Genomic DNA, 13,824 nt, shown 5'->3' on the forward strand with positions numbered 1-13,824 from the left:
TTATAATTTTTTAAACATCAAATAATGTTCGCCAACATCTTTAATCTCAAATGCTTCACCAAGTGTTTGATAATTCATTTTTTGATAAAATCCGACAGCGGCAGTTCTGGCGTTGAACCAAATTAAATCTATTTGGTTTTCATTGCAATACACTTCGCAATGTCTTACCAAAGCTTCTCCGATTCCTTTTTTCTGGTGGATTTCTAAAACAGCCATCCCTCGAATCTGAGCTTGATTTTGAGCGGCAAATATAGGATTGATTTTTTCGAATAACGAAATAATTCCTGTTAAATTTTCGTTTTCAAATAAACCGAAATGATGGGTAGATTCTAGGTCGTCTCCTTCAAAGACACAGCTTTCTATAGGTTTTCCTTTTCTTAAAATAGGTTGACGAACGGTATAAGTTTCTTTTGATGGAATTTCTCTGATTGTAATCATGATTTTTTGAAAAAATAATGCTTTTATAACTTTTTAATTTTAAATAAGTTATAAAAAAATGTTGAATTTTATTGATTTTTTTTGCCCAAAAGCTTGTTTTGAACTGAACTTTCTTTCTATATTTGCACAACCAATGCGAAAGTAGCTCAGTTGGTAGAGCTCCAGCCTTCCAAGCTGGTTGTCGCGAGTTCGAGCCTCGTCTTTCGCTCTAAAAAGTAAACACGTTTTACTTTATGTGAGAATAAATTTTTTGATTTTTATTTTGTTTTAAAAATTAAATTTTTTAGTTTTGCACCCAGTTAATGCGAAAGTAGCTCAGTTGGTAGAGCTCCAGCCTTCCAAGCTGGTTGTCGCGAGTTCGAGCCTCGTCTTTCGCTCTTCAAAAGCCTCAAACATTGTTTGAGGCTTTTTTGTTTTTTTGTTTTTTGAACCATATAAGTGATATAAGAAAAATAAAAGTTTTTTATTGAGCTTTTAACATGAACTTATATCACTTATATGGTTTAAAAAATTATTTCAAATCGCTCAAATCGCTTTCTGGTTCTAACTCTTGAGCTTCTTGGTTTTGCTGAAACAATCTCGCAGACAAAGCTCCTTTCAAAGTAATTTTTTCGCCTTTAACTTCCAGCCAACTCCCTTCTCTTAAACCTAAAACAGGAGTTGAATTGAAAGCATGGAATTCTTTGATTCTTGTTTCGCGAGTTTCTCCCATGTGCTTAGATTGCAAATCGGCATCCAGATAATGCGGATTTAAGTTGAATGGAATTAATCCTAAAGTCTGGAAACTTGGAGGGTAAATAATAGGCATGTCGTTTGTGGTTTGCATTGATAAACCGCAAATGTTGCTTCCAGCGCTTGAGCCAAGATAAGGCGTGCCGTTTTTTACGGTTTCAGAAAGCAACTGCATAATATTGTTTTTGTAAAGCTGGGTAACCAATAAAAAAGTATTTCCTCCGCCAGTAAAGATTCCTTCTGCATTTTTAACAGCATCCTGCGAATTTTCAAATTCATGAATTCCTTTAACATTGACATTGATGCTGTTAAAAGCTTCTGCTGCTTTTTGCGTATACTCGTCATGCGAAATTCCTCCTGGACGAGCATAAGGAATAAATAAAATTGTTTTGCAATTTTTAAAATGTGTTTTTAAAGTAGGTAAAAGATATTCTAAGTAGTTGCCTCCGTGTAAAGTAGAGGTGCTTGCAATGATAATGCTTTTCATGATTTTCAAACTCAAATTTTGTTTGTTAAAGGTATTAAAAACTCTGTTTTTGTTTGAATTTTTAATATTTTAATTAACATATTTTTACCAAGTCATTAATATTAAATTTGGAATGACTTGGGATATTTTTACCGTTTTAAGAATATTTTTAATTTATTTCATTTTGTTTCAGAAAATTACTTGTTTTTTAATTGTTATGGCGGGGCAAGCTTGCTGGTCACAAACTCTGGAACGTTCTGTTTTTAATGGGAAAGTAACTTCTAATACCTTAGATTTAGAAGGTGTTTATGTGATTAATGCGCAAACAGAAGAAACGGTAACGACAAATGCGTCGGGATTTTTTTCGATTTTAGCAAAGCCTGATGACGTGCTGGTTTTTTCTTCAATAAGTTTTAAAGAAAAAAGAGTCTCATTGAAGCAAGAAGATTTTTCAAATCTTAATTTTTCTGTGAATCTTACTATGGTGATGTATCAACTGCAAGAAGTTGTTGTGAAGCGATATGATAATATTAATGCTGAAAGTTTAGGAATAGTACCTTTAGGACAAAAGAAATACACTGCAGCAGAACGTAAGTTGCAGACAGCGACTGCGCTAAATGCTACAGCAGATGCGGGAATGATGGCTGGAGGTTCTATTTCTGCAGATCCGTTGCTAAATTTCTTCTCTGGAAGAACGGCTATGCTTAAAAAAGAAGTTGCTGTTGAGAAGAAAGAGTTTTTTATGATACTTCTGGAAAATATGTTTAGCCTAGATCATTTTACTGACCGATTAAAAATCCCCGCAGATTATGTGAAAGGGTTTGAATATTATGCTATAGAAAATGATAAGTTTACGGCTATTTTGAATTCTAAAAATAAAACTTCTACAGAATTTCTTTTAGGAGAATTGGCTGTTAAATATAAAGAAATGATTGCTGGTGAGAGTAAATAAGATTATAGCTATTGTTGTTTTTCTTTTTTTTGTTCAGATTGGTTTTGGGCAAAAAAATGATGTTAAACTTTTAGCAGGAAAAGTGCAAGAGCAATCTAGTCCTGTTGAAGGAGTAAATATTATAAATAATGCTACTCAAGCAACTGCCGTGTCTGACTCTGATGGTAATTTTTCGATTGCTGTTCGGGAAGGAGATGTTTTGGTTTTTTCAGCCGTAAATCTCGATCCTGTAAGGATTAGAATTGCTCCCGAACATTTAATAAATAGCTCTTTAATTGTAAAAATGACTGCGAAAGAAGTAGAGCTGAAAGAGGTGGTTGTTAATGAAAATGCTAATATAACAGCCGAAAATCTTGGGATTATTCCGTACGGACAAAAAAAATACACGCCAGCAGAACGAAAAGTTTATACTGCGACTTCAACATCTATTGATAAACTATTAAATAAAATTTCGGGACGGACTGCAATGCTGAAAAAAGAAGTGAATGTAGAGAAAAAAGAAGCGCTTTTTAGAAAATTGGAATATCTTTTTGAGGAGAATTATTATACAGATAGATTGAAAATTCCTTTCGATGATATTAAAGGATTTCAATTATTTTGTGTGGATGATGCTGATTTTGCTGTATCTTTGAATACTAAAAACAAAACAATGAGTATGTTTTTAATTACAGATCTAGCAAGAAAATATCTAATAATTCTCGAAAATGAAAAATAAACTAGGAGTACTCGTTGTCTGCTTATTTTGTCAATTTGTATTAGGACAAAACGGTTTCAGGAAACCATTACACGGTCAGGTTATAAACGATTTTTTGGCCATTGAAAGTGGTTATGTAATGAATATTAATGCGAATGTCAGAACATTTATTGGTTCTGGCGGTTTGTTTGATATCATGGCACAACCTAAAGATACTTTGTTGTTTTCTGGCTTGACATTTCAATCAAAAAAAGTGGTTTTAACTGAAAAAGATTGTGCTGAGGTTCTTTTGAAAATAAAGCTGGATTTGGTTAATAATCAGCTTAAAGAAGTTGTGGTTCATAAGGAATTAAAAGTAAAATCATTACAAGGCGGTTCTCAGAAATATGTAGATATGCAGTTTGAAGACGATAAACAGTCTACCGCAAAAAATAATGCAATGCTTTCTGATCAGACCATAAAATATGGTACCGATTTTGTTCGAATTTTTAAAGACGTCAAAAAACTTTTGAGCAAAAAAGACGAAGTAAAAGAGGAAGAAATCACAGATATTGCTTTTGTAGAATATGCTAAAGATAACTTTACAAAAGATTTTTATTCTAAAACACTCAATCTTAAAGATGATGAAGTAGAATTGTTTTTGATGTATTGCTCAAACGATCCGCATTCTAAAGAATTAGTTGATCCAGATCAGAAGTTTCAATTGATGGACTTTATGATCAATAAGAACAAAGAATTTAAGAAGGCTGAGGCTGCTCAAAAATGAAAAAAAGAATAATTTATCCATTGCTTGGAGTTTTGTTTGTATTGACTTCGGCATTTGCTTTTCATAAATTTTATGTAGGGGTTTTTCAAGTAAATTATGCTGCTGAAAAGAAGATGCTCCAGATTACTTCCCGAATTTTTATTGATGATTTGAATAATGCTATGGAGAAAAAGTATCACAAAAAGACATTTGTTGGTACTAGTAAAGAAACTCCGGCAGATGTTGAATTATTAAAAAAATATCTATCTGAACATTTTTCAATTAAAGTAAATGGACAGCAAAAAGTCATAACTTTTTTATCTAAAGAGGTCGAAGCTGACGATGTTTTGGTCTGTTATTCCAGAATTAAGGATATAGATAAATTTAAAACCCTTGAGATTTCAAACACTATTTTAGTGGATTGGAACTCAGAACAGCAAAACATTACACATATTTCAGCATTTGATACAAAAAGAAGCGTTCTTTTTACAGAATCTTCAAGGAAAGAATTGTTAAAATATTAATGTATTGGTAAAATTAATGTTTTAATTACTATTTTCACAGCCTAAAGAAATTACCATTAAAAATTTATGAAAAAACTTTCATTATTCTTACTTTTTCCTGCAATGTTAGTGGCGCAGGATAAAGCAACAACCACACCTACTAAACAACAGGGAAAGTACGACACGAACAAGTTTAGCCAAATGTACGATTTGCTGGCAACACCAAACATGTTTCGTACAGCTTCTGGAGCTCCAGGGCCAGCTTACTACCAGCAACAAGCAGATTATAAAATTGATGTTGAATTGGATGATAAAAAATCAAAATTAAGCGGATCTGAAACCATCACCTACACTAATAATTCACCAGATAGTTTAGAGTATTTGTGGATTCAATTAGATCAAAATCAAGCTAAAGCAAACACACAGACTTCATTAGCAGAAAGCGACAAAATCAGTCAGGTTTTGCCTCTTGATGGTTTTTCTTCTAAATATTTGAAAAAAGATTTAGAGCGCGGTTTTAATATTGAACAAGTTAAAGATGCTAAAGGAAGCGCAATGTCTTATACGATCAACGAAACCATGATGCGTATTAATCTGACTTCGCCTTTAAAACCTGGAGAGAAAATTTCATTCTCTATTAAATGGTGGTATAATATCAATAACTATAGAAAAGAAGGCGGTCGTTCTGGATATGAATTATTTGAGAAAGATGGCAATAAATTATACGTAATCGCGCAATTCTATCCAAGAATGGCGGTTTACAATGATGTTGAAGGATGGCAGAACATGCAGTTCTGGGGAAGTGGAGAGTTTGCTCTTCCTTTCGGAAACTTTGATGTAAACATCACAGTTCCTGCAGATCACGTAATCGACGCAACTGGAGAATTGATGAACAGAAGCGAGGTATTTACTGCAGAACAAGTAAAAAGATACGAACAAGCACAAAAATCATTTGATAAACCTGTAGTTATTGTAACACAGGCTGAAGCAGAAGCGGCTGAAAAAGGTTTTTCTGAGAAGAAAAAAACTTGGAAGTTCAGTGCTAAAAATGTTCGTGATTTCGGAATTGCTTCTTCAAGAAAATTCATTTACGATGCAATGGCTGTGAAAATTGGAAACAGAACTGTTATGGCAGAATCTGTTTATCCAAAAGAAGCAAACCCGCTTTGGGGAGAAACTTCTACAATGGTTGTGGCTCATACTTTAAAAAGCTATTCTTCTCATACTTTTGATTATCCTTATCCAAAAGCAGTTTCTGTTTCTGCAGAAGATCAAGGTATGGAATATCCAATGATTTGTTGGAACTATGGACGTCCTGACGAAAATGGCGTAACTAGCAAAGAAGTTAAAAACGGAATGATTGGTGTTATTATCCACGAAGTTGGACACACTTTCTTCCCAATGATTGTAAACTCTGACGAACGTCAATGGACTTGGATGGATGAAGGTTTGAATTCATTTTTAGAATATTTGGCTGAACAGGAATTAGATTCAAATTTCCCTTCAAGAAGAGGGCCAGCAAAAAATATTGTTCCTTACATGAGCGGTGATCAGAAGTTTTTAGAGCCAATTATGTCAAACTCTGAAACAATTCACCAATTCGGAAATAATGCTTACGGAAAACCAGCTACAGGTCTTAATATTTTAAGAGAAGTAGTTATGGGAAGAGAGTTATTCGATCATGCATTCAGAACGTATGCAAACAGATGGAAGTTTAAGCACCCAACCCCAGAAGATTTCTTTAGAACAATGGAAGACGCTTCAGCAGTAGATTTAGATTGGTTCTGGAGAGGTTGGTTCTACTCAACAGATTTCGTAGATATCGGAATTAAAGATGTAAAACAATATTATGTTTCAGATACTCCAACAACAGATATTAAAGATGTAAAAGTTAGAAAAGGACGTTTCGGATTCGAAAAAGGACCTTTTGTTTACTTAGTTTCTGGAGATAATGCAGAAGTAAGCGATTCTAAGAAAAAAGCTTTAAAAGTGCAAGATTTCAAACCTTTAGCAGATTATGTAGATCAGACTTTTACGGCTGAAGAAAAAGCGAGCATCAAATCTCCTAAGTACTTCTACGAAGTAGAATTTAACAAACCAGGCGGAATGATTATGCCTATTTTAGTTGAAATCACTTATGAAGACGGTTCTAAAGATAATTACAAATATCCAGCGCAAATCTGGAGAAAAAGTAATGATACGGCAAGAAAAGTTTATGCTACAACAAAAGCAATTAAGAGCATTCAAATTGACCCGCAATTGCTAACGGCTGATATTGATGTAACCAATAACTCTTGGCCAAAAGTAGAAACAAAGTCAAAATTTGACTAAATAAATTAAAAGCTTATAAAAAGCTCATCAGGTTTATAAATGCTTGATGAGCTTTTTTATTTTAATTAAATGCATTTTCAAGGACTTTTTAAGTTAATTTTAAAACTCTAAGCTGCAAAATTTAATATCTTTGTGACTACAAAATTAAAAGTTATGTTTGGTATAGGAGGAGGAGAATTAGTTTTTATACTGTTTATAGTACTAATGCTTTTTGGTTCAGATAAAGTGCCGGAAATTGCACGTACAATGGGAAAAGCTATGGCTCAATTAAAAAATGCAACTAATGATATTAAAAGCGAAATTCAGAAAGGAGCAGAGGCAAATGGTCTTGATGCAAAATCTCTGAACGATATTACTGGAAATATCAATGCAGAAATTAACAATGCAAAATCAAATTTACTTGGAGATACAGGAAATCTTTTAGGAGATACTGCAAATGAAATCGAAAAGGTAAAAGAAGATATTGACACTCTTTCTGGACCTATAAAACGCCAAATGTAATGCTTGAAAAAATACAGGAATTAGATAAAGATCTTTTAATCTTTCTTAATGGATTAGGTTCTGAAACATACGATAAATTATGGCTTATTATTACCAATCAGCTGTATTGGACGCCATTTTTTCTATTGCTTTTTTATCTTATTTATAAAAAAATAGGAGGTAAGCAAACCCTGTATTTATTGCTTTTTATTGCAGTTTTGATTGCTTTTACAGATCAAACCTGCAACTTATTCAAACATACTTTCCAGCGTTTGCGACCATGCAATGATCCGGAAATAAATTCAATTATTAGAGTTGTACAGGTTAGAAAATCATATAGCTTTTTCTCTGGACATGCAGCAAATACTATGGCGGTTGCGACTTTCTTATTTTTGATTCTAAAGCGCTATTTCAAATATTTCGGTTTTATATTTCTATGGCCATTAATTTTTGCTTACAGCCGAATTTATTTAGGATTGCATTTTCCAGGTGATATTCTTACTGGCTATTTCTTCGGAGCTCTTTTCGGATTTTTGCTTTATTTAGTTTATAGAAAGCTGAAACCGCAGTATTTTCCGGGATAGATTTTTTTTAAAGATGCTAAGTTGCTAAGATTCTGAGATGCTAAGTTTCTAAGATTCTAAGTTCCTAAGTTTCTAAGATGCTGAGATACTATGGTTTTAAAGATATATAATATAAATTGCCTCCAGCTTTAGCTGGAGGTTTTTTTTATGGGCAAATAAAAAGGCTTTAGCCAAATATTATGAAGTATATGGCTAAAGCCTTTGGGGCTAAATTATATACCTCCAGCTAAAGCTGGAGGCAATTAAGTAGCAGAAAACTTAGAATCTCAGCATCTTAGAAACTTAGGAACTTAGAATCTTAGAAACTTAGCGACTCAGTATCTCAGAACCTTAGTTAATGATGGTTTTTTCACTCCATTCCAAGCCATTTGGAAGCTGTTGTTTGCTAAATTCAATATGAATTACTCTTCTGCGTTCGTTGTTTGTGGTTTTATTTGATGCGTGAAATAATAGCGGTTTCATGATCATAATGCCACCTTTTTCGACTTCACAAATTGTTTCTTTTTCTTTTTCGAAATCAAGATTTTCAATTCGCAAAATTCCTTTTGAATGTGAATTATTGATCACTTTTAAAGCGCCATTGTCTTTAGTAGTTTTGTCAATATGAATTCTAATCGTGAAATTGTTTTCTAATACTTCACTAGGTGGCTGAACTGCAAATTGATTTTGTTTTATCGTCCAATTTTCAAAATTTTCTATTTCAATTTTTTGATCAACTGAAATCGTTAAATCTTGATGATAGGCTACAAACCAATTTGATTTTTCTGGTTTATCAAAATAAATTGATTTAGTTATAAAAAAGCCTTTACCGAAAGTAGAATCTATAATATCTTGTAGTTTTTCATTAAAAATAAAAGGAAGAGTTTCTGGGACTTCTTTATGAAATTGTCTAATTGCAAATAAATCTTCAGATTTTCTAAAAGTCGAATTATCAGAATCATTTTTAGTTTTATTGTCAATCAATGAAATTAGATTTTCAATTTCATTTTCTGTAAAAACATTATTAATTATTGAAAATCCTTCGCTATCAATTTGTTTTAAGTGAATCATTATAAAATGTTTAAAATCTGAATAGAACCTTAGAATCTAAAAATTATAAAACACGACTAACCGTCAATCCATCACGAATTGGCAATAAAACAGTCTCTACTCTTGGATCGTCTTTTAAAAGCTGATTGTACTCTAAAAGCACTTTTGTGCTGACATCGTTTGGATGAACCGGTTCTAGAATTTTTCCGCTCCATAAAACATTATCCGATAAAATGATGCCGCCTTTATTCATTTTTGGAACAATCATTTCCCAGTAATTCAAGTAGTTTTCTTTGTCGGCATCAATAAAAACCAAATCAAATTTCAAGTCTAAATCTGGAATAATGTTTACGGCTTCCCCTAAATGCTGAAAAATTTGTTTTCCCCAAGGCGATGCGTCAAAATACTTTCGCTGAAAATCGACTAATTCTTCTTTGATATCAATGGTATGCAATTGCCCGTTTTCCTGCATTCCTTCGCATAAACATAAAGCAGCGTAACCTGTGTAAGTTCCAATTTCAAGAATATTGACTGGACGAATCAGTTTTGAAAGCATGCTTAAAACACGGCCTTGAAAATGACCGCTTAGCATTCTTGGCAAAAGTATTTTCTGGTAGGTTTCTTTATTAAGTTTCGCTAGCAATTCTGGTTCGTTTTCAGAATGCTGTTCGATGTAATCTTCTAATTCTTGAGATATAAAATGCATGTTGTAGTATCTTGTAATTTGAAAGCAAAAATACAAAAATATCTGCTTGCGATTGGGCATAAAAAAACCATCCGCTGTGAGCGGATGGTTTCTGTTAAGATTACTATGAAATTTATTTTTTCAAAGCTTCGTTTACCTCTTTAGCTGTTTTTACAGTTCCGTCTTTAGCAGCTTTAGCAGCATTTTCAACTTTTTCAGCACCTTTTTTAGTGGCATCTTTTACATCTTCAGCTGCTTTTTTAGTTGCGTCTTTTACGTCTTGAGCTGCAGTTTCTGTTGCATCTTTTGCTTTAGTTGCTGCATTTTCAGCTTTGCTTACAGCGCTATCTTTTACTTCTTCGATATCAGAGGTAAGAGAATCTACTTTGTTGCCAAGCGTTAACTCATCTTCTGCAGGTTTGTTTTCTTTTTTCTCGCATGATTGAACAGCGAATGCTAATAAAGCAATAACAGCTAAACTTAAAATTTGTTTTTTCATAATTTCAATTTTTTTTAGGTTGATAAAACTTAAAGGTTACATGGCTGAAAAATAAAATTACAAATTTTAAAATGATTGAGCTCTTTGTAAGATTATTTTTTCTTTTAAGAACAAAACAATTCTTATGCCAAAATTTTAAAACTATGTTGATTCTCCTTATTTTTTTTGGAAGAAAAATATTAGTTTTTGTATAAGCTGAAATTAATTACAATATCGTCTTTTACTTTAATCAAACCAGCCATTTTTACTGGTGGCTCCAACTCAATATCAGAGAATTTCAAACTAAGCGTTCCTTGGATTTTATCGTCGGTATTATAAAGCATAAAATCTTTGTATTTGAGTGTTTTGTCTGTTATAAAAAAGTTTAATCTGCATTTGTAATTTTTCCCCACTGGTTTTATATCGCTTATGGAAACTGTGCTGTTGGGGAATTTTTTGACTTTTACTGTTCCTTGCAAATCCTTCGTCATTATTTTGTTGCCACAATCAAAGTTTGACATTTTGATGTCAGTATTAAAAGTGTTTTTTTTAACTGAGTTTACGTAAACAGTATCTTTTATTGAAAAAGTGTTTGAGCAATTGTATTTGCCCACAGTTGATAGACCTGTGATTTCTATTTTTATTTTATTTATTACCACAGCTGTATCTTCTGGAAAAAAAGTGGGTTTAGCACTTCCTAAGAAAAAGAAAACTACTAAACCCATAATTAAGATTGAAAATCTTGTTTTCATTTTTGTTACATTAGAATGCAATAGTTGCTTCGAATACTAAACCTTCAAATTTACCACCATAAAAGTTGTTTAGATTTCCAGTAGCAGGATCTCCTGTAAATTGTGAATAATCTTTATATTTTTGATTAACGTAGTTTAATTTAGCTAAAATGTTTTTAGTCATAAACCAACCAGCACTTGCTTCAAATTTATCTACAGTAACCTTTTTAGCATCGGCATTAGATAATTTTCCAGATACAGTATTGTATTTTCCTCCAATATAGAATTGTTCAGTTCCTCCAAATCTATAAATAAGTTCTGAAGCATATTGATTAGCAGTACGTTTGTCATCAGTACCAGCTTTATCTCCTCCTGAAGCTAATTCGATTGTTCCAAAGAATTCAAGTCCTTTATATTTTACAAAAGGGTTAATCATGTATGTCGTAGCCCAATTTTTGAAATTAGGGTTGAACGTAGCCTCTGGAGTAGATGTTTTACTGAAACTAGTAGGAACATCAGTAGTAGTTGTAGAAATAACAGTACCATTAGCATCGGTCTTCGTAATAGTATTTTTATAAGCGTTATTATTCAAAATACCCCAATAACCAAATCCTGATCTATTAGCAGCATATATGTTTGCATTACCAAGATTTGCATTATGGTAATAAGAACCAGTTATTCTTACTCTTAAATCTTGATTAAGCTGTTTATCATAACCAAGTTTAGCTAAGATTGAAGGGCTGTGCGTTGTATTAGCGTTTGGACCAGCAGGATAAAAAACTTCTTCATTACTTTGATTTAAGTTACCATTTGTAACACCTAACATGCTAACCAATCCACTTCTGTTGTAGTAAACTTCCATACCCATTTCTGTAGTGAAAGAATACATGATGTTGTTTCCAACAAATGCATTTCTGATTGTATTACCATTATCAGAACCTCTAAAGTGAGCATCACCAAAATTGTTCTCCATTTGTCCAATTTTAATAGTAGCATATTTCATGAAATCAGCTAGGAAGTCTTTTTTAATGAAGTCTAACTTGTCAATTTGCAAGTATCCACCTTTTACATAAGAATCATTGTGGTGTCTTGAAGCCAAATAAACATCTAAATTAACTCTTACTCCATCAAATAATTGAGCACCAATGTACATATCAGCAGCAGGAAGAGTAAAATTGTTTTCAGTATTCATTAAACGATACCCTGTAATTGATCTAGTGGTTGTTCCAGTAGCTGTAGTAGTTGTAGTCGTAATGTTATTAGGTTGGTCGTTGAATGAATTTGTTGCTTGAAAATCCATGTTGAAAGCACCTCCAAGGTCAATACTAAGACCTTTAAATTCTCTAGTGTCTTTTTGTACGTCAAAAACGTTGATACCGTCTTTTCCTCTAGAGATTTGATTTTGCATGTTTCCAAAGCTTACTTGTGCCTGAACAGCAAATGTGCTGATTAATGTGACGAATAGAATATAAATTTTCTTCATGGCGTTTATAAATTAAAGTTTAAATTGAATTTTAGTGTTAGGTCTTGACCTGTTTTTATTGTTCCAAGCATTGCCGTTGGCGATTTCATTCCGAAATCTGTAAAAGTGATTTTGTTAGTTCCCTGAAGGTTTAAACCATCTTTTGTAACCGTTGTTTTTACAGAGGTTTTGTAAACTTTGCTAACTCCAGCAATGGTGTAAGTTCCTGTAAGTTCCCAAGTTGTTTCGTTTACTTTTTCAGCAGATTTTAAAACATACTTAATGTTTTTGTTTTTGTCCGTTTTCAAAGTCTCATAAGCCACTTTATCCATGCTTTTTTTCTCGCTTTTTACGCTTTCTGCTAAAAGAGTTACAGTCAAAGCTTCAATGTCTGTTAGCTTTCCGTTAGTAATGTTTAAAGTCGCTGTTCCAGTTCCAGAAGTCGATTTCATTTCCCAGTCGTGAAGTGTAGAAGTACCCGCAACAGAAAAAGTTGGTTTGCTATCTAAGGCATATGATTTTTGTGCTGTTGCAAAAGAGCTGATTCCTAAAAATGCTGTTACAACGGCGAAAAGTTTTAATGTATTTGTTTTCATTTTTGTCATGTTTATATTATAAAAAATAAGTTAATTGTCGGCCAGTTTCTATTTAGTACTAAGAATGTTGCTTTAACTTGTATCAAAGATCCTTCTATAAATCAGCTTAATACATGATAAAAGTCATTGTTAAAATTTTATTAAATAGGTATTTAATAACTACAACGTTTTCATTTTCTATAGAATCGATCAGTTATGCAAAAAGAGATGATTCATTTTATTGAATTGCTATTTTTTAACATTTAATTCGAAGAGCTAAAATGTTAAAAAAGAATGTTTTTTAACATTAAGATTTAGCTTAAGATAATATTGAAGATTACAGTTAGATCTTTTCCTGCTTTTACAACTCCCAAAGCAGCTTTTGGAGGTGTCATCTCAAAATCGCCAAAAGTAATTTGATTAGAACCTTGCAAAATGATGCTTCCTTTGTTTGTAGTTACTTTTACCTGAGTTTTAAATTCTTTGCTTACGCCTGCAATAGTGTAAATACCTGTTAAGTTCCAAGTTGTTTCATCAAGCTTTTCAGCAGATTTTAAAACATATTCAATGTATTTGTGTGTTTCGGTATCCATGGCTTCATAAGCAACTTTGTCCATGCTTGCCTTGTAGCTTTTTAGACTTTCTGCTAATAAGGAAATGGTTAAACTATTAATACCTGTTAGCTTAGAATCTTTAATGATTAAGTTGGCTGTTCCTGTTCCTTCTGTAGATTTCATTACCCAGTCGTGTACGGTAGAGGTTCCAGCTACTTCAAAAGTTGAGTTTGCAGCTACGGTATAATTTCTTTGTGCATTTGTATGTAATGAAATTGTTGTAAAAATTACTGTTAGTAAAAAGGATTGAATTGTTTTCATGTTGATAAAGTATAGGTTAATCATTTAAATAAGGAAGTTTTAAAATTCATTTAGTGGTTAGAGA

Annotated in this window: 16 protein-coding genes and 2 tRNA genes; 9 read left to right on the forward strand and 9 right to left on the reverse strand. The window is 32.5% G+C overall.

Annotated elements, in window-relative coordinates; all coding sequences use genetic code 11:
- The gene (locus tag ACNRYB_RS08410) at nucleotides 1-438 is read right to left on the reverse strand and encodes a GNAT family N-acetyltransferase (protein ID WP_473729771.1); all 438 of its coding nucleotides are present in this window, start codon (nucleotides 436-438) and stop codon (nucleotides 1-3) included.
- A 135-nt stretch (nucleotides 439-573) separates the two neighbouring features.
- Here ACNRYB_RS08410 and ACNRYB_RS08415 point away from each other — a divergent pair.
- Nucleotides 574-646: transfer RNA gene (locus tag ACNRYB_RS08415), tRNA-Gly, on the forward strand.
- A 96-nt stretch (nucleotides 647-742) separates the two neighbouring features.
- A tRNA-Gly gene (locus tag ACNRYB_RS08420) sits at nucleotides 743-815 on the forward strand.
- A gap of 134 nt (nucleotides 816-949) precedes the next feature.
- On the opposite strand, the gene pepE is transcribed toward ACNRYB_RS08420, so the two are convergent.
- Entirely contained in the window at nucleotides 950-1,657 is a 708-nt protein-coding gene (pepE, locus tag ACNRYB_RS08425; RefSeq protein ID WP_473729772.1) for a dipeptidase PepE, read from the reverse strand.
- A gap of 112 nt (nucleotides 1,658-1,769) precedes the next feature.
- Here pepE and ACNRYB_RS08430 point away from each other — a divergent pair, with 112 nt between their 5' ends.
- The 7 genes from ACNRYB_RS08430 to ACNRYB_RS08460 all read left to right on the forward strand — a co-directional run bounded on the left by ACNRYB_RS08430 (nucleotide 1,770) and on the right by ACNRYB_RS08460 (nucleotide 7,925).
- Nucleotides 1,770-2,588 carry a carboxypeptidase-like regulatory domain-containing protein gene (locus ACNRYB_RS08430; protein ID WP_473729773.1) on the forward strand — a complete coding sequence of 273 codons (819 nt, stop codon included), beginning with the start codon at nucleotides 1,770-1,772 and terminating at the stop codon, nucleotides 2,586-2,588.
- Nucleotides 2,575-3,303, forward strand: coding sequence for a carboxypeptidase-like regulatory domain-containing protein (locus ACNRYB_RS08435; protein ID WP_473729774.1), 729 nt, complete (start codon nucleotides 2,575-2,577; stop codon nucleotides 3,301-3,303). The genes ACNRYB_RS08430 and ACNRYB_RS08435 overlap by 14 nt, the downstream gene beginning before the upstream one ends.
- Nucleotides 3,293-4,048 carry a hypothetical protein gene (locus tag ACNRYB_RS08440; protein ID WP_129746444.1) on the forward strand — a complete coding sequence of 252 codons (756 nt, stop codon included), beginning with the start codon at nucleotides 3,293-3,295 and terminating at the stop codon, nucleotides 4,046-4,048. Before ACNRYB_RS08435 ends, ACNRYB_RS08440 begins: the two co-directional genes overlap by 11 nt.
- Nucleotides 4,045-4,551: a DUF6702 family protein gene (locus tag ACNRYB_RS08445; protein WP_129746443.1), complete on the forward strand. Its 507-nt coding sequence runs from the start codon at nucleotides 4,045-4,047 to the stop codon at nucleotides 4,549-4,551. The genes ACNRYB_RS08440 and ACNRYB_RS08445 overlap by 4 nt, the downstream gene beginning before the upstream one ends.
- Nucleotides 4,552-4,617: 66 nt before the next feature.
- Nucleotides 4,618-6,861, forward strand: coding sequence for a M1 family metallopeptidase (locus tag ACNRYB_RS08450; protein WP_473729775.1), 2,244 nt, complete (start codon nucleotides 4,618-4,620; stop codon nucleotides 6,859-6,861).
- 153 nt (nucleotides 6,862-7,014) lie between these two features.
- Nucleotides 7,015-7,362 (forward strand): Sec-independent protein translocase subunit TatA/TatB, encoded by a 348-nt coding sequence (locus ACNRYB_RS08455; protein ID WP_129746441.1) that lies wholly within the window; start codon nucleotides 7,015-7,017, stop codon nucleotides 7,360-7,362.
- Entirely contained in the window at nucleotides 7,362-7,925 is a 564-nt protein-coding gene (locus ACNRYB_RS08460; protein WP_129746440.1) for a phosphatase PAP2 family protein, read from the forward strand. The genes ACNRYB_RS08455 and ACNRYB_RS08460 overlap by 1 nt, the downstream gene beginning before the upstream one ends.
- Nucleotides 7,926-8,255: 330 nt before the next feature.
- Here the strand turns inward: ACNRYB_RS08460 and ACNRYB_RS08465 are convergent, their stop codons facing one another.
- The 7 genes from ACNRYB_RS08465 to ACNRYB_RS08495 all read right to left on the reverse strand — a co-directional run bounded on the left by ACNRYB_RS08465 (nucleotide 8,256) and on the right by ACNRYB_RS08495 (nucleotide 13,784).
- Nucleotides 8,256-8,975, reverse strand: a complete 720-nt coding sequence (locus tag ACNRYB_RS08465) for a phytanoyl-CoA dioxygenase family protein (RefSeq protein ID WP_473729776.1) — start codon at nucleotides 8,973-8,975, stop codon at nucleotides 8,256-8,258.
- 43 nt (nucleotides 8,976-9,018) lie between these two features.
- On the reverse strand, nucleotides 9,019-9,660 hold the full coding sequence (locus ACNRYB_RS08470; protein WP_109191925.1) for an O-methyltransferase: 642 nt from the start codon (nucleotides 9,658-9,660) through the stop codon (nucleotides 9,019-9,021).
- A gap of 112 nt (nucleotides 9,661-9,772) precedes the next feature.
- The gene (locus ACNRYB_RS08475) at nucleotides 9,773-10,138 is read right to left on the reverse strand and encodes a hypothetical protein (protein ID WP_129746438.1); all 366 of its coding nucleotides are present in this window, start codon (nucleotides 10,136-10,138) and stop codon (nucleotides 9,773-9,775) included.
- A 179-nt stretch (nucleotides 10,139-10,317) separates the two neighbouring features.
- Nucleotides 10,318-10,869, reverse strand: a complete 552-nt coding sequence (locus ACNRYB_RS08480) for a hypothetical protein (protein WP_473729777.1) — start codon at nucleotides 10,867-10,869, stop codon at nucleotides 10,318-10,320.
- 10 nt (nucleotides 10,870-10,879) lie between these two features.
- Entirely contained in the window at nucleotides 10,880-12,331 is a 1,452-nt protein-coding gene (locus ACNRYB_RS08485; RefSeq protein ID WP_473729778.1) for a hypothetical protein, read from the reverse strand.
- Nucleotides 12,332-12,336: 5 nt separating this feature from the next.
- Nucleotides 12,337-12,906 carry a YceI family protein gene (locus ACNRYB_RS08490; protein WP_473729779.1) on the reverse strand — a complete coding sequence of 190 codons (570 nt, stop codon included), beginning with the start codon at nucleotides 12,904-12,906 and terminating at the stop codon, nucleotides 12,337-12,339.
- 293 nt (nucleotides 12,907-13,199) lie between these two features.
- Nucleotides 13,200-13,784 (reverse strand): YceI family protein, encoded by a 585-nt coding sequence (locus ACNRYB_RS08495; RefSeq protein ID WP_473729780.1) that lies wholly within the window; start codon nucleotides 13,782-13,784, stop codon nucleotides 13,200-13,202.
- Nucleotides 13,785-13,824 lie beyond the last annotated feature (40 nt).

This window comes from Flavobacterium sp. CR10 (assembly GCF_055814415.1).